The following is a 19409-nucleotide window of genomic DNA, read 5'->3' as shown; positions in this document are numbered from 1 at the left end:
TTGTATTGCTGGCAATGAAAAGGCCGCGTCCCCTGCCGAACGCGGCCCTTTCTGTTGCCGGTGGCGGCGGGGCTTACGCCCAGCTGGCCATTTCGGTTTCGAGGTTCTGGCGGATCGCCTCGAAGAACTGCTCGGTCGTCATCCACGGCTGGTCCGGACCGATCAGCAGCGCGAGGTCCTTGGTCATCTTGCCGCTTTCGACGGTGGCGATGCACACGCGCTCCAGCGTCTCGGCGAACTTGGTGACTTCCGGCGTGTCATCGAACTTACCGCGGAATTTGAGGCCGCCGGTCCACGCGAAGATCGACGCGATCGGGTTGGTCGACGTCGCCTTGCCCTGCTGATGCTGGCGATAGTGGCGGGTGACGGTGCCGTGCGCCGCCTCGGCCTCGACCGTCTTGCCGTCGGGCGAGAGCAGCACCGAGGTCATCAGGCCGAGCGAACCGAAGCCCTGCGCGACCTGATCCGACTGCACGTCGCCGTCATAATTCTTGCACGCCCACACGAACTCGCCGCTCCACTTGAGCGCGGAGGCGACCATGTCGTCGATCAGGCGGTGCTCATAGACGATGCCGGCGTCCTTGAACTTTTCGGCAAAGCCTTCGGTCTCGAACACTTCCTGGAACAGGTCCTTGAAGCGGCCGTCATAGGCCTTGAGGATCGTGTTCTTGGTCGACAGATACACCGGCCAGCCGAGGTTGAGGCCGTAGTTGAACGATGCGCGCGCGAAATCGCGGATCGAATCGTCGAGGTTGTACATCGCCATCGCGACGCCCGAGCCGGGGAAGTTGAACACTTCGCGGTCGATGACCTGACCGTCGGCGCCCTCGAACACGAGGCGCAGCTTGCCAGCACCCGGCACCTTGAAGTCGGTCGCGCGATACTGGTCGCCGAACGCGTGACGGCCGACGACGATCGGCTTGGTCCAGCCCGGGATCAGGCGCGGGACGTTGCTGATCACGATCGGTTCGCGGAACACCACGCCGCCCAGGATGTTGCGGATCGTGCCGTTGGGCGACTTCCACATTTCCTTGAGGTTGAATTCCTCGACGCGCTGCTCGTCCGGGGTGATCGTCGCGCACTTCACGCCGACGCCATATTCCTTGATCGCGTTGGCGGCATCGACCGTAATCTGGTCGTTGGTCTCGTCGCGCTTCTCGACGCTGAGGTCGTAGTATTTCAGGTCAATGTCGAGATAGGGCTTGATCAGGCGCTCGCGGATCCATTCCCAGATGATCCGCGTCATTTCGTCGCCGTCGATCTCGACGACCGGATTTTTGACCTTGATCTTCGCCATGCTCGCTTTCCTGTTTCTGTCCGGGAGGAAGGGTTTGGCCGAGCGTCTAGGAGCAAGCGCGCGCGCGATCAAGCTATGGCAGACACCGGTATCGCCGCGCACCGCGCAGGATTGTGTTGCGGGGATGGCACAGCTAGACCCGCGTTCATGTCCTCACTCGAAACCCCGCCCGTCGTCACCAACACCGTCAAGTGGCGCTTTCCCTCGGTCCATCCCGAGGGCCGCAAATATGTCCTGATCTCCGCTGCGATCACCATCCTGTTCCTGTTCGCGATCTGGGACGAGCTCGGCTTTGCGCTGATCGGCCTGACCATCTGGGTCGCCGCGTTCTTCCGCGACCCGATCCGTGTGACGCCGCAGGGGGAGGGGATGATCATCTCGCCCGCAGATGGCCTGGTCACGATGATCGAGCGCGTGTCGGTGCCGCGCGAAATCGCCGGGCCGGAGGGATTGAACGAAGCGACGCGGGTGCGCGTTTCGATCTTCATGTCCGTGTTCGACGTCCATATCAACCGCACCCCGATGGCCGGCACGATCCGTCAGGTCGTGTATATCGCCGGAAAATTTCTCAACGCCGACCTCGACAAGGCGAGCGAGGAGAATGAGCGCCAGCATTTCGTCATGGAAACGCATGACGGCACGCGCGTCGGCTTCACCCAGATCGCCGGGTTGGTCGCGCGGCGTATCGTGACCTTCGTCAAGCCGGGCGACATCGTCGCCGCGGGTCAGCGTTTCGGCCTGATCCGCTTTGGCAGCCGCGTCGATGTATTTCTGCCCGACGATTATGCGCCGCAGGTCGCGCTGGGGCAGCGTTGCCTGGCTGGCGAGACGCTGGTCGGCCTGAAGGGTGGCGCTCCGGCGCAGGGCGTCGCGCAATGAGTTTGCGCCCGCGCCGTCAGATGCGGGGCATCCCGCTGCGGGCGGTGGCACCCAATGCGGTGACGGCGCTGGCGCTCTGCGCGGGCCTGACCGGCATCCGCTTCGCGATCGGCGAGGAATGGGAGCGCGCGGTGCTGATGGTGATGCTGGCGGGCGCGCTGGACGGTATCGATGGGCAGGTTGCGCGGATGGTGCGCGCCGAGAGCCGTTTCGGGGCCGAGCTCGACAGCCTGTCCGATGCGATTTCGTTCGGGGTCGCGCCGGCCTTGATTCTCTACCTCTGGTCGCTGATCGCCCTGCCCAAGCTCGGCTGGATCGTCGCGCTACTCTACGCCGTGTTCTGCGCGCTGCGCCTCGCGCGGTTCAATTCGCAGCTCGATAACGAGGTTCAGCCCCGGAAGCTGGCCGGGTTCTTGACCGGTATTCCGGCCCCTGCAGGTGCAGCGCTGGCGATGCTGCCCATCTATGTCTGGTTGTGGAGCGAAGAACCGCTCGCGCGATCGACGTGGATCGTCGCGCCATGGGTCGCGTTCGTCGGGCTGCTGATGGTGTCGAGTATCGCGACCTATTCATGGAAATCGCTGCGGCTGCGGCGCAATGTGCGGTTCGAGGCGCTGGTGGTGGTCGTCATTCTGGCCGCCGCATTGGTGACGGTGCCGTGGCAGACCTTGACCGCCATCTGCCTCGGCTATCTGGTGACGCTGCCGTTCAGCGCGCGATCCTATGCGCGGACTATGCCGCAGCCCGCAGCGGGGTCGAGATCCGGCGGGGCGCCGCCCGCGGCGTAACGCGCGCGCGCGATGCCTGAACCGGTGCGAGTGCGGGGACCGCGTCACCGCGCAGCAGCGCGCGCATGTAATCCATGCGTGGCGCGATCGTGACGAACATCGCCCAGATTGATGCAGCAAAGGCGGCGGTGAACAACAGCGTGGCAAGAACAGCGACCATCATAAGCCTCCCGGATTCTTCCTAAGCAACGGGAATCCTGACGATTCGCGACGCTCAGGCGCGGCCAAGGTTCCCTGTCCGCCGTGTGAACCCTTTATGTTCCGTTAACGTTCCACCTGTCAAGCGCCATCTTCCGCTTCTGTTCTCTTGCGCCGCCACGCAATCTCGACTAAGCCCGCCGCTTCAACCCCGCATGGGAAGCAACATAACCCGGTGCCACCGGCCGTCCCGGCTTTTGGTCACTCGCTTCCCAGAGGCTCAACCGGAAGGAGTTATCCCTATGGCGGCACCTGTCGTCACCATGCAGCAGCTGCTCGAATCGGGCGCGCACTTCGGTCACCAGACCCACCGCTGGAACCCGAAGATGAAGCCGTATATCTTCGGCGACCGCAACGGCGTTCACATCATCGACCTGTCGCAGACCGTGCCGCTGTTCGCGCGAGCGCTGGACTTCATCAGCTCGACCGTCGCCGGCGGCGGCAAGGTGCTGTTCGTCGGCACCAAGCGCCAGGCGCAGGAAGCGATCGCAGAAGCTGCGCGCAAGTCGAATCAGCATTTCGTCAACCATCGCTGGCTGGGCGGCATGCTCACCAACTGGAAGACCATCAGCAACTCGATCAAGCGCCTCAAGACGCTGGAAGAGCAGCTGTCGGGCGACACGCACGGCCTGACCAAGAAGGAAGTGCTGAACCTGACCCGCGAGAAGGACAAGCTCGAGCTGTCGCTCGGCGGCATCCGCGACATGGGCGGCGTTCCCGACATCATGTTCGTGATCGACGCGAACAAGGAAGAGCTGGCGATCAAGGAAGCCAACACGCTCGGCATCCCGGTCGTCGCGATCCTCGATTCGAACGTCTCGCCCGACGGCATCGCATTCCCGGTTCCGGCGAATGACGACGCCAGCCGCGCAATCCGCCTGTACTGCGAAGCGGTCGCGATCGCGGCGACCCGCGGCAACAGCCAAGCGCAGGTCATGAGCGGCGCGGACTTCGGTGCAGCCGAAGAGCCGCCGGTCGAAGCAGCGCTGGCCGAGCCGGAAGCGCCGGCCGCGTCGACCGAGCCGGAAACGGCCGCCGAGGGCGAGCGCCAGATCGACGCGTAAGCGCTCTGGTCATCGAACCGTAATGGGGGCGGGGCAGGGCGTTTGAGCTTTGTCCCGCCCGCACCATATTTGAAGCAAACCGCTTAGACTGAGGAACAAGAACATGGCCGAGATCACTGCAGCAGCCGTGAAGGAACTGCGCGAGAAGAGCGGCGCCGGCATGATGGACTGCAAGAAGGCGCTGACCGAGACCAATGGCGATATCGAAGCGGCCACCGACTGGCTGCGTTCGAAGGGCCTGGCGGCCGCCGCCAAGAAGTCCAGCCGCACCGCAGCCGAGGGCCTGGTCGGCGTTGCCGTCGCGGGCACCAAGGGCGTGGCGGTCGAAGTCAACTCGCAGACCGACTTCGTCGCGAAGAACGAAATCTTCCAAGGCTTCGTTCGCGAAGTGACCGCCGTTGCGCTCGAGCAGGGCGTGGATGATGTCGAGGCGCTGAAGGCGCAGTCGATCACCGGCGGCACGATCGAAGACGTGCTGGTTGCCAACATCGCCACGATTGGTGAGAACCAGGTGCTGCGTCGCGCGAAGAAGGTCGAAGTGACCAACGGCGCGGTGATCCCGTACGTCCACAACGCCGCGGCCCCGGGCCTGGGCAAGATCGGCGTGCTCGTCGCGCTCGAATCGGACGCCGGCGTCGATGTGCTCGAGCCGCTCGGCAAGCAGATTGCGATGCACATCGCTGCGGCGTTCCCGCTGGCGCTGTCGATCGAAGACCTCGACCCCGAGGTTGTCGAGCGTGAAGCCGCGATCCTGCGCGAGAAGAATGCCGACAAGATCGTCGGCAAGTCGGAAGAGGTCGCTGCAAAAATCCTCAACGGCCCGGTCGAGAAGTTCAAGAAGGAGAACGCGCTGCTGACCCAGGCGTTCGTCATGGACGGCAAGACCCCTGTGGGCGACGTGATCGCGCAGGCCGGCAAGGATGCCGGCGCGGCGATCAAGCTGGTCGACTATGTCCGCTTCCAGCTCGGCGAAGGCATCGAGAAGGAAGAGAGCGATTTCGCCGCAGAAGTGGCGGCGACCGCAGCTGCGGCTGGCTGATCGTTCAATCCGTTCGGAACAAAGAGGGCGCGGCCAGCGATGGTCGCGCCCTTTTCGATTCCGGCGGAAGTGTCAGGCGTGATCGTCGTCACGCATGTGCCGGTCCAATCGCTGTTAGCTGAAGCGAAACAGGGAGGGACCGATGATCGCTCGTTTGATGTTGGCCACGACGGCACTGATCGCACTGACCCCGACGCCCGGCGCGGCACAGGCGGTTAAGCCTGATCCGAAGAACCGGCAGTTCACCTATTTTCTGCCGCGCGCAAATGTGGCCGCCGTGGTCACCCAGCGGATCGCTGCCTGCCCGGTGCCGGACCCGAAGGACCCGACCAAGGTGATCGGGCTGAAAATCAACACCTCGATCCTCCCTGGCGCCCAGATTTATGCCGATCCCGAGGCGAGGTTTACTGTCGATGCGCGGGCAGGCTTTCTGTCCAAGCGATCGACCAAGCTAGCACTGCGACCTGACGGCACGCTTGAAGCACTGAACGTCTCCAGCGAGGGGCGGGGCGGCGAAATGATCGGTTCGCTCATCACCGTCGCAGCGACGGTGGCGAGCTGGGGTGCCGCTGCGGCACCGGCTGCTTTGACAGGCGCGTTTGCAGGGGTAGGCGAGGGGCTGCCGGGCATTAAAATCTATCGCCGGGACGAAGGAGGCACAAAGGCTCAGCCACGGCCACAGCCAGCCCCGATCCGCTGCAAGCAATCGGTTCTCGATTCCCTAAGCCGCCTTGACGATGTGCAAGCAGACATCGCGCGGCTGGAAGCGCGGATCGTCGATGGCAAGGCCAGCGCCGCCGATGCGACGTTGCTGCAGCTTCGTCGCGGCGAGGAGGCTGATCTGATGGGAAGTCTGACGCTGAAAGCTGGAAAAGGCATCGAATTCGATCCCGAGCGTGCCAGTTTCGCGCAGAGCGCAGACAAGTCCCTTCCGGTGCTCAGCGCGACCATCCCCGCAGTCGATTATGGTGAGTGGATCGAGCGGCTCGACAACGACGGCGTCAGATATGTCAAGGCGACGGCGGCTGATGTCGCACGCCATTTCGACGAGCTTCCTGGCAGGCATGGTTTTGTCGGGACGCTCTCGGTCGATGGGCCCATGTATCATGCGCTGGCCGGACAGCCCCGACCCGATCAAAGGCGTGCTGAGCGCTTCATTTTCTATCGCAGGCTGGTCCCGGTAGTCCTCGCGGTCAAGCCATGCCGCGCGCCCGCGCAAGGGACCAGCTGTGCGCCTGAGGAAAGGCCGAAGCGGAATATGACCAAGTCGGCAAGCTTCAGCCTCCCGCAGCTGTCCGGGCTGTTCGGCTTCAGCATTGGCGCGGGCGGTCTCTTCGGAACGCGTGAGGCTGCGGTGAAGCTCGATGCGACGGGCGCGCCGATCGCGCTCGAATATGGGTCGGGCTCTGGCGGCGCGCAGATTGCTGGCGTGGTCGACAAGGGGCTGGCCGGGGCGACGCTGATGCGCGACGCGCAACTCGCCGCGACCAAGCGCAGCATCGAAGCGATCACGGCCGAGCGTGAACTCGCCGAGCTGCTGGCATCCCGCCCGGCGAACTAACCGACGACCATCTGGCGAAAGCGCCCGCAGTTCCGCTGCGGGCGCTTTTTCCGTGCCCGCGATGCGCCAAACAGCGGCGGTCGATATGCCTTCTGCGCTTGGCTTCCCGTGATGGCTCCTCTAGGGTCCGCGCCGCTCCCAACCGCTGACAGACATTAGGGCCAGATGACCGCGCCACGCTTCAAACGCATCCTCCTCAAACTCTCCGGCGAAGTGCTGATGGGGCAGGGGCAGTTCGGGATCGATCCCGCCACCTGTGAGCGCGTCGCGCGCGAGGTGAAGGCGGCGACCGAGGCGGGCTATGAAATCTGCATGGTCGTCGGCGGCGGCAACATCTTCCGTGGCCTGGCTGGCGCGGCGCAGGGATTCGAGCGGGCCAGCGCCGATTATATGGGCATGCTCGCCACCGTGATGAACGCGCTGGCGATGCAGAACACGCTCGAGCGGCTGGGCGTCGATACGCGTGTCCAGTCGGCGATCCCGATGGCGTCGGTCAGCGAGCCCTATATCCGGCGCAAGGCGATGCGGCATATGGAGAAGGGCCGCGTGGTGATCTTTGCCGCCGGCACGGGCCTGCCGTTCTTCACCACCGACACCACCGCCGCGTTGCGTGCGGCAGAGATGAATTGCGACGCGCTGTTCAAGGGCACCAGCGTCGATGGCGTGTACAATGCCGACCCCAAGAAGGTGGCGAGCGCGACGCGCTATGACGAATTGAGCTTTGACCGGGTGCTGGTCGACAATCTGAAGGTCATGGACGCGACCGCAGTCGCGCTGTGCCGGGACAACGACATTCCGATCGTGGTGTTCAACATCCGCGATGAGGGCAATCTGGAAGCAGTCTTGCGCGGCGAGGGCACCTCGACCATCGTCCGCAACGACCCTGTTTCCGCGTAAGTTAAGACAGAATAAGAGGAACCTGAGCTATGGCCGCATATAACAAGGCCGATCTGGAGCGCCGGATGAACGGCGCGATCGACGCGCTGAAGCATGACCTGGCGGGTCTGCGCACCGGGCGCGCGAGCACGACGCTGCTCGATCCGGTGACGGTCGAGGTCTATGGATCGCACATGCCGCTCAACCAGGTGGCCACCGTGTCGGCGCCCGAGCCGCGCATGCTGAGCGTGCAAGTGTGGGACAAGTCGAATGTCGGCCCGGTCGACAAGGCGATCCGATCGGCTGGCTTGGGCCTCAACCCGATCGTCGACGGACAGAATCTGCGGCTGCCGATCCCCGATCTGACCGAAGAGCGGCGCAAGGAACTGGCCAAGCTGGCGAGCAAATATGCCGAAGCCGCGCGCGTCGCGGTGCGCAATGTGCGTCGCGACGGCATGGACAGCCTGAAGACCGACGAGAAGAAGGGCGAATTCGGCGAGGATGACCGCAAGCGCCATGAAGCCGACGTCCAGAAGCTGACCGACGCGACGATCGCGGAGATCGACGCTGCGGCGACGGCGAAGGAAAAGGAAATTCTGGGGAAGTGACCGGCGAGCCGCAACTGCGGCTCAGGTCATGCCGGGGGCATGACCGGCCGGTCGCTCCATCGGGACGATCGATGTGACCGAACCCCTCCTTGCGTATCCGGGTGACGAGGCAACGATCCCCCGCCATGTCGCCATCATCATGGACGGCAATGGCCGCTGGGCGAAGGCCCGGCGGTTGCCGCGCCTTGCCGGGCACAAGCAGGGCGTCGAGGCCGTGCGCCGCGTGTCGAAGGCGGCGCGCGAGCAGGGGGTCGAGGTGCTCACCCTCTATGCCTTCTCCTCCGAGAATTGGCGGCGGCCGGAAGAGGAGGTGCGCGACCTGATGGGGTTGCTGCGCCATTTCCTCAAGAATGAGCTGAGGGATCTGGTCGCCGAGAATGTGCGGCTGCGCGTGATCGGCGATTATCGTGCGCTGTCGGACGATCTGGTGGCGATGATCGACGATGCGATCGCGAAGACGGCGGTCAACACCGGTGCGACGCTGGTGATCGCGCTCAACTATGGCGCGCAGGCCGAGATCGTGGCGGCCGCGCGGCGATTGGCGAGCGCGGCCAAGGCGGGCGAGGTTGCTCCCGAGGCGATCGACGAGGCGATGTTCAGCGACGCGCTGACCACGCATGGCCTGCCGCCGCTCGACCTGCTGATCCGCACATCGGGGGAGCAAAGGCTGTCCAATTTCCTGCTGTGGCAGGCGGCGTACGCGGAATTGCTGTTCGTCGACACGCTGTGGCCGGATTTCGACGGTGAAGCCCTGGCCGATGCGATTGCGCAGTTCGGGCGGCGGCATCGCCGGTTCGGCGGTCTGTGACCGACGTCCCCCCTCGCAAGAATGCCGATCTGGGCACGCGGGCCGCAGTGGGTGCTGCCCTGGTGGTCATCGCGGCGGCGGCCTTGTGGTTCGGGGGATTTGCCTTCTGGCTGCTGGTGACGCTCGGCGCGCTGGCGATGATCCATGAATGGGGCGGGCTGCATGGCGCGGATGCCGGGCAGCGCAAGCTGGCGCAATATGCGCTGATGGTGCCGCTGGCGATGCTGTCGCCGCTGGCCGCCGGCCCGGGCTTTCTGGCGCTGGGGCTGATCTTTGCGGCGTTTTTCTTTCTCGCCATCGTAACGCGCAGCGGCGCGCTGGGCGCGGGGGCGATCTATATCGGGCTGCCGGTGCTCGCTTTGCTGTATCTGCGCGAGCATGAGGGCGGGCGGTTGCTGGCCTTCTGGGCCATGGCATTGGTGTGGGCGTGCGACATCGGGGCGTATTTCGCGGGGCGCGCGATCGGAGGGCCCAAGCTGATGCCGGCGGTGAGCCCGAACAAGACCTGGGCCGGGCTGATCGGCGGGGTGATCGCGGCGACCGGCTTTGCGCTGCTGCTGACGCATTGGGGCCTGCCGCTGATGCTGGCGCTGGCGACCCCGCTGCTCGCGGTGCTGGCACAGGCGGGAGATTTGTATGAAAGTCACCTCAAGCGGCGCGCGGGGGTGAAGGATTCGGGGACGGTCTTGCCAGGCCATGGCGGGGTGCTCGACCGCCTCGACGGACTGGTGCCGGTTGCGCCGGTCGCCGCGCTGCTGGTCGTGATTCAGGGATATTGATGAAACGCGTAACGATATTGGGTGCGACCGGATCGGTGGGCACGTCGACGCTCGACCTGATCGAGCGCGACCCCGCAGCGTTTGAAGTCGTCGCGCTGACCGCCAATTGCGATGTCGCCAAGCTGGCGGCGGCGGCGAAGCGCGTGTCGGCGAAGCTGGCGGTGGTCGCCGATCCGACCTGTCATCAGGCGTTGGCCGATGCGCTGGCGGGGACGGGCATTGCGGTCGCGTCCGGTGCCGACGCGGTATGCGACGCTGCGCGGATGGGCGCAGACTGGACGATGGCGGCGATTGTCGGGACGGCGGGGCTGAAGTCGGTGCTGGCCGCGCTGGAGGGCGGGCAGGCGGTCGCGCTGGCCAACAAGGAATCGCTGGTCTCCGCCGGCGACGTGATGATGCAGGCCGCCGCCGCGACCGGCGCGACGCTGCTGCCGGTCGATTCGGAACATAATGCCGTATTCCAGTGCCTTGAGACGCAGAACACCGATCGCATCGCACGCATCATCCTGACCGCGAGCGGTGGACCGTTCCGCGAGCGGACGCTGGACGAAATGCGCGCAATCACCCCCGCGCAGGCGGTGGCGCACCCCAATTGGTCGATGGGGGCCAAGATCAGCGTCGATTCGGCGACGATGATGAACAAGGGGCTGGAGCTGATCGAGGCGTTCCACCTGTTCCCGGTGTCGGTTGAGCAGCTCGACGTGATCGTCCACCGCCAGTCGGTGATCCATTCGATGGTCGAATATGTCGACGGGTCGGTGCTCGCGCAGCTCGGCTCGCCCGACATGCGCGTGCCGATCGCACATGCGCTGGCATGGCCGCGGCGGATGGAAACTCCGTGCCAGCGCCTTGATCTGGCCACCATCGGGCGGCTCGATTTCGAGGCACCGGATTATGAGCGCTTCCCATGCCTCAAGCTCGCGCGTGAAGCACTGGCGGCGGGCGGAGGGCTTCCGGCGATCCTCAACGCCGCGAACGAAGTCGCGGTCGCGGCGTTCCTGAAGGGGCAGATCGGCTTTCTTGAAATTGCCGCAATCGTTGCAGATACCCTCAACCGCTACGACCCGGCCGCGCCGGACACGCTCGATCAGGTTTTGGCGATCGACGCGGAGGCGCGGATGTTGGCGGGTGAGCGTGTGAAGGACAGCGTCGCTTGACCGAAAATCCCGGCTTCTTCCTCTACCTGATCGCCTTCATCCTGATCATCGGGCCGCTCGTGTTCGTGCACGAACTGGGTCATTACGCGGCCGGTCGCTATTTCGGGATCAAGGCCGAGGCGTTCTCGATCGGTTTCGGGCAGGAGGTCGCGGGCTTCACTGACAAGCGCGGGACGCGGTGGAAGTTCGGGTGGCTGCCGCTCGGCGGATACGTCAAGTTTGCCGGCGACATGAACCCGGCAGGTCAGCCGAGCCCTGAATGGCTGGCGCTGCCGGCGGCGGAGCGTGTGCAGACCTTCCAGGCCAAGCCCCTGTGGCAGCGCGCCATCGTGGTCGCGGCGGGGCCGATCACCAATTTTCTGGTCGCGATCGCGATTCTCGGCGCGTTCGCCCTTGCCTATGGCGAGGCGAAGATGCCCGCCGTGGCCGGGCCGATCCAGCCGGGGACCCCGGCTGCGGCAGCGGGCCTCAAGCCGGGCGACCGCTTCGTCGCAATTGGCGGGCGTCAGGTCGAAACCTTCGAGGACATGATGCGCTTCACCTCGCTGCGCGCGGGGATGAAGGTGCAGATCGACTACATCCGCGACGGGCAGCCGGCGAGCACAGAGGCGGTGATCGGCCGGCGCGTAGAAAAGGACCGCTTCGGCAACGAAACGAGCCGCGGCATTCTGGGCATCGCGCCGAGCGACGAGATCGTGCGGACGCCGGTTTCGCTGTGGCAGGCGCCGATCGTCGGGTTCAACCGCACCGTGTCTCTGGTCGGGACGATGATCGATGGCCTGGGTCAGCTGATCATGGGCCGGGTGCCGGTCAGCGAGCTGGGCGGCCCGCTGCGAATCGCCAAGGTTTCCGGCGAGATGCTCTCGCTCGGCTTCGAGCAGTTCATCATCATGGCCGCGCTCATCTCGATTAATCTCGGATTCATCAACCTGTTGCCAGTCCCGGTGCTGGATGGCGGCCATCTTCTGTTCTATGCCGTCGAAGCGGTGCGCCGGAAACCCGTCGAGCCTGAGGTGATGGAATGGGCGTTTCGCGGCGGAATGATGGCGATACTGGCATTGATGCTGCTGGTGACATTCAACGATCTGGGCGCATTTGGCGTGTGGAAAAGCCTGGCCGGGTTGATCGGCTGAACCGGTTGGGGCAGGGCGTGCATATGGACGCAGGCTTCCGACCAATATCTCTTGGATCCGACTGGGGTGGGATGGTGACGGCACTCAAGGTTACGAAATTCGGCGTGCGCGCCTCCGCGGTCCTGTTGACGGGCACGACCTGGTTCGCGCTCGCCACCGCCGCTCAGGCCCAGCAGGCCCCGGCACCCGCGCCCGCGCCTGCCGCGCAGCAGCCCGCTCCGACGGTCGCGGCGGAGACGCGCACGATCCGCTCGCTGCGGGTCGAGGGCACGCAGCGGCTGGAGCCGGAGACGGTGCTGTCCTACACCCGGCTGCGGGTCGGCCAGAGCTACACCACCGAGAGCCTCGACCAGGCGATCCGCGACGTGCTGGCGAGCGAGCTGCTCGCCGACGTGACGATCGAGGGTGTCGAATCGGGCGATATCGTGCTGCGGGTGCGTGAGAACCCGGTGATCAACCGCGTCATCCTGGAGGGCAACAAGCGCCTGAAGGACGACAAGATCGTCAAGGAAATCAAGCTCGCCCCGCGCCAGATGTTCACCCGCACCGCGGTGCGCGCGGACGTGGCGCGGATCATCGAGCTGTATCGCCGTCAGGGCCGCTTCGCCGCGACGGTCGAGCCGAAGATGGTCAGCCTCGACCAGAATCGCGTCGATATCGTGTTCGAGGTGCGCGAAGGGCCCAAGTCCAAGGTCCGCCAGATCAACATCATCGGCAACGAGCAGTTCAGCGACGGCAAGCTGCGCGGCGAGATGGCGACCAAGCAGGCGCGCCTGACCAGCATCATGAGCTCGAACACGAGCTATGATCAGGACCGCCTGGCTTATGACCAGCAGAAGCTGCGCCAATTCTACCTGACGCAGGGCTATGCCGATTTCCGCGTTGTTTCGGCGGTGGCGGAGCTGACTCCGGACAAGCGCGACTTCATCATCACCTATGTGATCGAGGAAGGACCGCGCTACAAATTCGGCAAGGTCACGGTCGACAGCAACATTCGCGACTTCGACGATGCGCAGCTCGCCAAGGGCCTCGCGATGAAGGAAGGTGACTGGTACAACGCCAAGCTGGTCGAGGACACGATCGATCAGCTGTCGGAGACGGCGGGCGCGTTCGGCTACGCCTTTGCCAACGTCAGCCCCGACTTCAATCGCGACCGCGAGAAGTTGACGATGACGATCAACTTCAACATCGCCGAAGCGCGCCGCACCTATGTCGAGCGGATCGACATCACCGGCAACACCCAGACGCAGGACAAGGTGATCCGCCGCGAAATGCGTCTGGCCGAGGGTGACGCGTTCAACACCTTCCTGGTCAAGCGGTCGCAGGACCGCATCAACTCGCTCGGCTATTTCAACGAAAAGTTCGAGATTGAGCAGAAGGAAGGCTCGGCACCCGACCGCGTCATCCTGACCGCCAATGTCGAGGAGAAGTCGACCGGCGAGCTGACGCTGTCGGCGGGCTTCTCCAGCCTTGAGCGCTTCATCTTCCAGGGCTCGGTCCGTCAGCGCAACTTCCGTGGCAAGGGGCAGGATCTGCGCCTGTCGGCCGATTATTCCAGCTATTCGAAGTCAGTCGAGGTGGGCTTTACCGAGCCCTATCTGTTCGATCAGAATGTCGCGCTGGGCGGCACGATCTTCCGCCGCGACTATAATTCGTTCAACTATCTCGGCACCGACCGCCGCACGACTTATCAGCAGGTGTCGACCGGTGGTCAGATCGTGCTGGGCGTGCCGTTGACCGAATATTGGACCCTGTCGGGCCGTTATTCGCTGACGCATGATTCGGTGACGCTGGACGAGAATACCTTCTTCACCAACGGTGCGTGCGATCCGCTCAAGGCCGGCCGCTATCTGTGCGAGGCGCTGGGCAAGCGCTGGACCTCGTCGCTCGGCCTGTCGCTGATCTATGACAGCCTGAACAGCCGTCTGCGTCCGACGCGCGGCCAGCGGCTGGTGCTGGGCACTGACTTTGCCGGTCTGGGCGGCGATGTGAAGTATCTGCGCGGTCGCTTCGATGGCGACAAATACTGGAATATTGGCAGCGGGTTCATCTTCTCGGCCGGGCTTGAGGGCGGCTATATTCACAGCCTGGAAGATGCCGCACCTGGCGTCGATCCGGTCCGCATCACCGACCGCTTCTTCCTGGGCGAGCCGCAGTTCCGCGGGTTCGACATCCGCGGCGTCGGCCCGCGTATCCAGCGCGTCAGCTATACCGGCAGCGTGGCTGGCGGGAATCAGGCGCTGATCACGAACGACGAACAGATTTTCGACGACGCGATCGGTGGCCGCGCCTATTATCTCGGCAAGCTCGAGCTGGAGATTCCGCTGGGTGCCGGTGCGCGTGAGATGGGCATCCGTCCGTCGATCTTCTTCATGGCCGGTGCGAACTGGGGCGTGCGCGAACCGAACAAGACCGCGAGCTTCACCCAGGCCCGGGACGGGTCGGGCAATCTGCTGTTCAACGCCGACGGATCGCCGTCGCTGCTGCCGATCCAGACGCCGCAGTTCGATTCTGAAGGGCGCGCGCTGTTCGCCGTGCCGCTCACCGATTCGGTCGCGCCGGGTCAGCTGACGACCTGTTCGATCGGTTATTCCTCCACGCTTGGCGGATCCTGCTCGGGCACCTCGGTCAACTCGGTTTACAACATCACGACCGATCCGTTCATCGAGAACTTCCTCGGCAATTCGCCCAAGCCGCGTCTGTCGGTCGGTATCGGCGTGAACTGGAATTCGCCATTCGGTCCGCTCCGGCTCGACCTCGCCCATGCCTTCCTCACCCAGAAGGGTGACGACACCAAGCTCTTCACATTCAACGTAGGGACTGCCTTCTGATGCGTAACACCAAAACCCTTTTCGCCGCGATTGCGGTCGCGGGTGCCACCTTTGGCGCCGGAGCGGCTGCCGCGCAGGCGCTGATCGACACCAAGGTCGCGATTGTGGATACGGACCGCGTGATGACCAGCTGCACCGCATGCACCGCCGCGGCGCAGCAGCTGCAGGCACAGCGCACGCAGCTGGTGCAGTTCGCCCAGCAGCAAGGCGCCCCGCTCCAGACAGAGGAAGCCGCGCTTCAGGCTGCGCTGAAGGCTGCCAATGGCAAGCCGGACGCCGCGCTCACCGCGCGCATCCAGGCGTTCCAGCAGCGCCAGCAGACCGCGCAGCAGCAGTTTGCCGAGCGCCAGCAGACCTTCCAGCGCAACGTGCAATATGTGAACCAGCAGGTTGAGCAGCGGATGATGCCGGTGATCGAGCAGATTTCGCAGCAGCGCGGTGCGCATATCGCGCTGGCCAAGAACGCGACGCTGTATTCGGCGACCAACATCGACATCACCGATGCGGTGCTCGCGGCACTCAACCAGCAGCTGCCGAGCGTGCAGACCGTCGCTCCGCCGCCGCCGCAGCAGCAGCAGGCACCCGCAGCGCAGCCGACCCAGCCGGCACCCACCGGCCGGTGAGCGAAGCCGCCGAAGGAAAGGCCGCCATTGGCCCGCTCGATGTGACGCGGGTGATGGCGGCACTGCCGCATCGGTATCCGATGCTGCTGGTCGACCGGGTCGAGCAGCTGATCCCCGACGAACGGATCGTCGCGATCAAGGCGGTGTCGATCAACGAAGAGTTCTTCCAGGGGCATTTCCCGGGAAGGCCGATCATGCCCGGTGTCCTCCAGGTGGAGGCACTGGCGCAGGCGGCGGGTGTGCTGGCGGTCGAGAGCCTCGGCCTCGCCGGCAGCGGCAAGCTCGTCTATTTCATGTCGATCGACGGTGTGAAGTTCCGCAAGCCGGTCGAGCCGGGCGTGCTGCTGCGGCTGGAGGTCGAGTTTGTCCAGAAGCGTGCGCGCATCTGCAAATTTGCGGGCAAGGCGTACTTGGGGGATGACCTCGCGACCGAGTGCGAGTTTACCGCGATGATCGCCGATCCGCCGAGTACATAGCAGCGGTCACCCTCACCCTTCCGGCGCTTCGCGCCTCCCTCCCTCTCCGGATGGGAGAGGGAATGATCGGGTGGACAGCGCCCCGCGCTGTCCAGACCATGCGGGGCATGGCCGACCCGATCATCCCGCCGCCGAAGGCGGTGGGAAGGGTGAGGGTGACGCTTGCAGTAGAGCGGTTCCTCTGTTAGGGGCCGCGCCTTCTTGTTGCCGGTCGGAAACCGGCGCGCAAACTCAAGGAACAGACACGTGAAGCCCGATACGCACCCCGATTACCACATGATCAAGGTCCAGATGACCGACGGCACCGTCTATGAGACGCGTTCGACCTGGGGCAAGGAAGGCGATCTGATGCAGCTGGAAATCGATCCGCTGGCGCACCCGGCATGGACCGGCGGTCGCGGCCAGATGCTCGACAGCGGCGGTCAGGTCGCGCGCTTCAACAAGCGTTTTGGTGGTCTCTCGCTCTCCAAGAAGTGAGCGGCGCGGGCGTCTCGCCCGGCTGAACCCGATACACGGCCCGTCCCGGTACCCCGGGGCGGGCCGTTTGCGTTCCGGCAAGCCGTTAACGGGGCTTTAGCCATCGTGGACTAGGTTGCGCCTATGGTTTTCACCGGCAAGCGTAGTTTTACCGCAGAGTTCGAACCGGCAGTGCTGGGCCGCCGCCGCGCACCGCGAGCGCCCGTGTCGCTCGACGCCAAGGTCGGGCGCGGCGGACTGGATCGCGCGCTGTGCAAGGTGGTCGATCTGTCCACCCATGGTGCGAAGATCGAGACCTATTCGGAGCTGCGCCGCGATTCGGTAATCTGGCTGACGCTGCCGCAAGTCGGCCATTGGGCGGCGCGCGTCGTGTGGTCGAACGATTTCGAGGCGGGCCTCGAGTTCCAGATCCCGCTGAGCGAGGACGAGTTCGAGGCGCTGATCGCCTGATCCTGCGGCCCGGCCCGCACATCGCATTTGGACTTGTCGGCGAATCCGCTTAAGAGCGGCGAAACGCCGTGATCCACGCACTCGCCAACCCCACGCGCTTCCTCAAGATCGCGCGCCCGCTGACGCCCATCCTGTTCTGGAGCGGGCTGCTGCTGACGCTTGTCGGCGCCTGGGGCGGCCTCACGCAGACCCCGCCGGACTATCTCCAGAAGGAAAGCGTCCGCATCCTGTACATCCACGTGCCGAGCGCGTGGCTGGGTATGGGCGGGTGGAGCGCGCTCGCGGTCGCGTGCTTTGCCTATCTCGTGTGGCGACACCCGCTGGCGGCGCTTGCCGCGCGGGCGACGGCGCCGGTGGGGGCGGTGTTTGCGGCGCTGTGCCTGATCACCGGATCGATCTGGGGTCGGCCGACCTGGGGCACCTGGTGGCAATGGGACGGGCGGCTGACATCAATGCTGCTGCTGTTCTTCATCTATATCGCGTGGATCGCGCTGGAGCGCGCGGATCGCGAGCGGGGCGGGGACGGGCGCATTCCGGCGCTGTTCGGGATCGCGGGGACGGTGTTGCTACCGATCATCCGCTATTCGGTGGTGTGGTGGAACACGCTGCATCAGGGGCAGAGCCTGACGCTCACCAAGTCGACCATCGATGATTCGATGCTGTGGCCGCTGTTGCTGACGTTGCCCGGCTTTTCGCTGCTGTTTGGCGGGATCGTGCTGATGCGGATGCGCGCCGTTCTGGCGGAGCAGCGGGTCGAGGCGCGGATGCGGAGACTAGCAGCATGAACCACTGGCCATTCATCGTCGCCGCCTATGCGGCCGTCCTTGCAGGGATTGGCGGGCTGTCGCTGCTGAGCTGGCGCGCGATGCGGCGGGCGGAGGCGGCTGCGGACGCATTGAGGGACCGGCGGTGAAGGCGAAGCACCAGCGGCTGATGCTCGGCCTGCTCGCGCTCGCGGCCATCGGCGGGGCAAGCGGCTTGGCGTTGTCGGCGCTGCGCGACGAGGCGGCGTTCTTCTATACGCCCAGCGACCTTGCGACGAAGAACCCCGAGCCGGGCCGCGCGGTGCGGCTGGGCGGGATGGTGCAGGCGGGCAGCATCAAGAAGCTGGCCGACGGGGTCACCATCACCTTCATCGTCACAGACAGTGGCGGGACGGTGCCAGTGCGCTTCACCGGCGTGGCACCGGACCTGTTCAAGGAAAATTCCGGCGTGGTCGCAGAAGGCAAGTTCGAGCCGGACGGCAGCTTCACCGCCGACAATCTGCTCGCCAAGCATGACGAGCGCTACATGCCGCCCGAGATTGCCGACAAGATGCCGCCCCCGGGGAACATGACGCGATGATTGCCGAGGCCGGTCTGGCGGCATTGTGGTTCGCGGCGGCATTGGCGTTGCTCCAGCTGCTTGCGGCGGGGCTGGGGCTGCGGATGCAGGCGGGCGCGTCGAGCGGCGACCTGATCGCGGCAGTGCGCCCGGTGGCGATCGTCCAGGGGCTGCTTGCCGCCTTGTCGTTCGCGCTGCTGATCACCCTCTTCGTCCGGTCGGACATGTCGGTGTTGCTGGTCGCGCAGAACAGCCATTCGGCCAAGCCGATGCTGTACAAGATCGCCGGCACATGGGGGAACCATGAAGGCTCGATGCTGCTGTGGGTCACGGTGCTCGCGCTGTCGGGCGGGGCGATTGCGCTGCTGGAGCGCCAGCTCGACCGTGCGACGCTGACCGCGACATTGGGGGCGCAGGCGGCGATCGCGCTCGGCTTCTATGCATTTCTGCTGATCGCTTCGAACCCGTTTGCGCGGCTCGATCCGGCGGCGGTGGACGGGCTGGGGCTCAACCCGTTGCTGCAGGATCCCGGTCTCGCTTTCCACCCGCCCACGCTCTATTTCGGCTATGTCGGGCTGTCGGTCGCCTTTTCCTTTGCGGTCGGCGCGATGGTGACCGGCGTGGTCGGTCCGGCCTTTGCGCGCGCGATGCGGCCTTGGGTGCTCGCGGCATGGGTGTTCCTAACGATCGGTATCACCGCAGGCAGCTATTGGGCCTATTATGAACTGGGCTGGGGCGGCTGGTGGTTCTGGGATCCGGTCGAGAATGCCTCGCTGATGCCGTGGCTCGCCGCGACGGCTTTGCTCCATTCGGTCAATGTGCTGGCAGCGCGCGACGGCTTGCGCGCCTGGACGCTGATGCTGGCGGTGGTCGCATTCTCGATGTCGATGCTGGGCACGTTCCTGGTCCGCTCGGGCATTCTGACCAGCGTGCACGCGTTCGCGGTCGATCCGACGCGCGGATCGTTCATCCTCGTGCTGCTCGCGCTCTATATCGGCGGGGGCGCTCTTGCTGTTCGCGCTGCGGGCGGGGACTGTGCGGG

At 65.1% G+C, this 19409-nt stretch carries 21 protein-coding genes and 1 pseudogene; 20 read left to right on the top strand and 2 right to left on the bottom strand.

Features of this window, described 5'->3' with window-relative positions; all coding sequences use genetic code 11:
• Positions 1–73: 73 nt before the first annotated feature.
• Positions 74–1297: an NADP-dependent isocitrate dehydrogenase gene (locus AX681_RS00205; RefSeq protein WP_066660199.1), complete on the bottom strand. Its 1224-nt coding sequence runs from the start codon at positions 1295–1297 to the stop codon at positions 74–76.
• Between the two features lie 147 nt (positions 1298–1444).
• Between AX681_RS00205 and AX681_RS00200 the strand changes: the two genes are divergently transcribed.
• Both AX681_RS00200 and AX681_RS00195 read left to right on the top strand, forming a co-directional pair.
• Positions 1445–2176, top strand: coding sequence for a phosphatidylserine decarboxylase (locus tag AX681_RS00200; RefSeq protein ID WP_066660202.1), 732 nt, complete (start codon positions 1445–1447; stop codon positions 2174–2176).
• Positions 2173–2964 (top strand): CDP-alcohol phosphatidyltransferase family protein, encoded by a 792-nt coding sequence (locus tag AX681_RS00195; protein ID WP_066660205.1) that lies wholly within the window; start codon positions 2173–2175, stop codon positions 2962–2964. Before AX681_RS00200 ends, AX681_RS00195 begins: the two co-directional genes overlap by 4 nt.
• On the opposite strand, the gene AX681_RS00190 is transcribed toward AX681_RS00195, so the two are convergent.
• Entirely contained in the window at positions 2909–3124 is a 216-nt protein-coding gene (locus tag AX681_RS00190) for a hypothetical protein (protein WP_156455957.1), read from the bottom strand. The two genes, AX681_RS00195 and AX681_RS00190, sit on opposite strands and share 56 nt — an antisense overlap.
• Positions 3125–3404: 280 nt before the next feature.
• Here AX681_RS00190 and rpsB point away from each other — a divergent pair, with 280 nt between their 5' ends.
• The 18 genes and pseudogenes from rpsB to AX681_RS00105 form a co-directional block, all read left to right on the top strand.
• Positions 3405–4226: a 30S ribosomal protein S2 gene (gene rpsB / locus AX681_RS00185; protein ID WP_066660211.1), complete on the top strand. Its 822-nt coding sequence runs from the start codon at positions 3405–3407 to the stop codon at positions 4224–4226.
• A gap of 103 nt (positions 4227–4329) precedes the next feature.
• Positions 4330–5265 (top strand): translation elongation factor Ts, encoded by a 936-nt coding sequence (tsf, locus tag AX681_RS00180; protein WP_066660216.1) that lies wholly within the window; start codon positions 4330–4332, stop codon positions 5263–5265.
• 142 nt (positions 5266–5407) lie between these two features.
• Positions 5408–6826, top strand: coding sequence for a hypothetical protein (locus AX681_RS00175; protein WP_066660219.1), 1419 nt, complete (start codon positions 5408–5410; stop codon positions 6824–6826).
• 165 nt (positions 6827–6991) lie between these two features.
• The gene (gene pyrH, locus AX681_RS00170) at positions 6992–7723 is read left to right on the top strand and encodes a UMP kinase (RefSeq protein WP_066660227.1); all 732 of its coding nucleotides are present in this window, start codon (positions 6992–6994) and stop codon (positions 7721–7723) included.
• Positions 7724–7752: 29 nt separating this feature from the next.
• Positions 7753–8310, top strand: coding sequence for a ribosome recycling factor (gene frr / locus AX681_RS00165; RefSeq protein ID WP_066660228.1), 558 nt, complete (start codon positions 7753–7755; stop codon positions 8308–8310).
• Between the two features lie 139 nt (positions 8311–8449).
• Positions 8450–9118 carry a polyprenyl diphosphate synthase gene (gene uppS, locus AX681_RS00160; protein ID WP_066660245.1) on the top strand — a complete coding sequence of 223 codons (669 nt, stop codon included), beginning with the start codon at positions 8450–8452 and terminating at the stop codon, positions 9116–9118.
• Positions 9115–9897 carry a phosphatidate cytidylyltransferase gene (locus tag AX681_RS00155; protein ID WP_066660229.1) on the top strand — a complete coding sequence of 261 codons (783 nt, stop codon included), beginning with the start codon at positions 9115–9117 and terminating at the stop codon, positions 9895–9897. The genes uppS and AX681_RS00155 overlap by 4 nt, the downstream gene beginning before the upstream one ends.
• The gene (locus tag AX681_RS00150; protein ID WP_066660230.1) at positions 9897–11054 is read left to right on the top strand and encodes a 1-deoxy-D-xylulose-5-phosphate reductoisomerase; all 1158 of its coding nucleotides are present in this window, start codon (positions 9897–9899) and stop codon (positions 11052–11054) included. The genes AX681_RS00155 and AX681_RS00150 overlap by 1 nt, the downstream gene beginning before the upstream one ends.
• Complete coding sequence (locus AX681_RS00145) at positions 11051–12187, top strand: M50 family metallopeptidase (RefSeq protein ID WP_066660232.1); 1137 nt, start codon at positions 11051–11053, stop codon at positions 12185–12187. The genes AX681_RS00150 and AX681_RS00145 overlap by 4 nt, the downstream gene beginning before the upstream one ends.
• A gap of 71 nt (positions 12188–12258) precedes the next feature.
• Positions 12259–15018 carry an outer membrane protein assembly factor BamA gene (gene bamA, locus AX681_RS00140; protein ID WP_066660234.1) on the top strand — a complete coding sequence of 920 codons (2760 nt, stop codon included), beginning with the start codon at positions 12259–12261 and terminating at the stop codon, positions 15016–15018.
• A complete protein-coding gene (locus AX681_RS00135) occupies positions 15018–15641 on the top strand; it encodes an OmpH family outer membrane protein (protein WP_066660236.1) in 624 nt (207 codons plus the stop codon). The genes bamA and AX681_RS00135 overlap by 1 nt, the downstream gene beginning before the upstream one ends.
• Positions 15638–16117 (top strand): 3-hydroxyacyl-ACP dehydratase FabZ, encoded by a 480-nt coding sequence (gene fabZ, locus AX681_RS00130; RefSeq protein WP_066660239.1) that lies wholly within the window; start codon positions 15638–15640, stop codon positions 16115–16117. Before AX681_RS00135 ends, fabZ begins: the two co-directional genes overlap by 4 nt.
• A gap of 246 nt (positions 16118–16363) precedes the next feature.
• The gene (rpmE, locus tag AX681_RS00125; protein ID WP_066660932.1) at positions 16364–16594 is read left to right on the top strand and encodes a 50S ribosomal protein L31; all 231 of its coding nucleotides are present in this window, start codon (positions 16364–16366) and stop codon (positions 16592–16594) included.
• A 123-nt stretch (positions 16595–16717) separates the two neighbouring features.
• Positions 16718–17044, top strand: a complete 327-nt coding sequence (locus AX681_RS00120) for a PilZ domain-containing protein (protein WP_066660930.1) — start codon at positions 16718–16720, stop codon at positions 17042–17044.
• A 68-nt stretch (positions 17045–17112) separates the two neighbouring features.
• Complete coding sequence (gene ccmC, locus AX681_RS00115; RefSeq protein ID WP_197421949.1) at positions 17113–17829, top strand: heme ABC transporter permease CcmC; 717 nt, start codon at positions 17113–17115, stop codon at positions 17827–17829.
• The gene (gene ccmD, locus AX681_RS21210; protein WP_082737982.1) at positions 17826–17957 is read left to right on the top strand and encodes a heme exporter protein CcmD; all 132 of its coding nucleotides are present in this window, start codon (positions 17826–17828) and stop codon (positions 17955–17957) included. The genes ccmC and ccmD overlap by 4 nt, the downstream gene beginning before the upstream one ends.
• Positions 17954–18388, top strand: coding sequence for a cytochrome c maturation protein CcmE (gene ccmE / locus AX681_RS00110; protein ID WP_066681496.1), 435 nt, complete (start codon positions 17954–17956; stop codon positions 18386–18388). Before ccmD ends, ccmE begins: the two co-directional genes overlap by 4 nt.
• Positions 18385–19409, top strand: a pseudogene (locus AX681_RS00105) (heme lyase CcmF/NrfE family subunit); the annotation flags it as partial. The gene ccmE and the pseudogene AX681_RS00105, both read left to right, overlap by 4 nt.

The organism is Sphingomonas sp. CCH9-E2 (assembly GCF_001557215.1).
In the GTDB taxonomy this organism is placed as follows: Bacteria; Pseudomonadota; Alphaproteobacteria; order Sphingomonadales; family Sphingomonadaceae; genus Sphingomonas.
The sequence above is the reverse complement of the archived record's forward strand: the minus strand, read 5'-3'. Positions and strand labels throughout refer to the sequence as shown.

Coding starts and splice junctions, on each gene's coding strand:
- bamA (WP_066660234.1), top strand. CDS start 12,259: ATGGTGACGGCACTCAAGGTTACGAAATTCGGCGTGCGCGCCTCCGCG.
- AX681_RS00200 (WP_066660202.1), top strand. CDS start 1,445: ATGTCCTCACTCGAAACCCCGCCCGTCGTCACCAACACCGTCAAGTGG.
- rpsB (WP_066660211.1), top strand. CDS start 3,405: ATGGCGGCACCTGTCGTCACCATGCAGCAGCTGCTCGAATCGGGCGCG.
- tsf (WP_066660216.1), top strand. CDS start 4,330: ATGGCCGAGATCACTGCAGCAGCCGTGAAGGAACTGCGCGAGAAGAGC.
- AX681_RS00175 (WP_066660219.1), top strand. CDS start 5,408: ATGATCGCTCGTTTGATGTTGGCCACGACGGCACTGATCGCACTGACC.
- AX681_RS00205 (WP_066660199.1), bottom strand. CDS start 1,297: ATGGCGAAGATCAAGGTCAAAAATCCGGTCGTCGAGATCGACGGCGAC.
- pyrH (WP_066660227.1), top strand. CDS start 6,992: ATGACCGCGCCACGCTTCAAACGCATCCTCCTCAAACTCTCCGGCGAA.
- ccmD (WP_082737982.1), top strand. CDS start 17,826: ATGAACCACTGGCCATTCATCGTCGCCGCCTATGCGGCCGTCCTTGCA.
- frr (WP_066660228.1), top strand. CDS start 7,753: ATGGCCGCATATAACAAGGCCGATCTGGAGCGCCGGATGAACGGCGCG.
- AX681_RS00150 (WP_066660230.1), top strand. CDS start 9,897: ATGAAACGCGTAACGATATTGGGTGCGACCGGATCGGTGGGCACGTCG.
- AX681_RS00120 (WP_066660930.1), top strand. CDS start 16,718: ATGGTTTTCACCGGCAAGCGTAGTTTTACCGCAGAGTTCGAACCGGCA.
- uppS (WP_066660245.1), top strand. CDS start 8,450: ATGGACGGCAATGGCCGCTGGGCGAAGGCCCGGCGGTTGCCGCGCCTT.
- AX681_RS00135 (WP_066660236.1), top strand. CDS start 15,018: ATGCGTAACACCAAAACCCTTTTCGCCGCGATTGCGGTCGCGGGTGCC.
- AX681_RS00190 (WP_156455957.1), bottom strand. CDS start 3,124: ATGGTCGCTGTTCTTGCCACGCTGTTGTTCACCGCCGCCTTTGCTGCA.
- AX681_RS00195 (WP_066660205.1), top strand. CDS start 2,173: ATGAGTTTGCGCCCGCGCCGTCAGATGCGGGGCATCCCGCTGCGGGCG.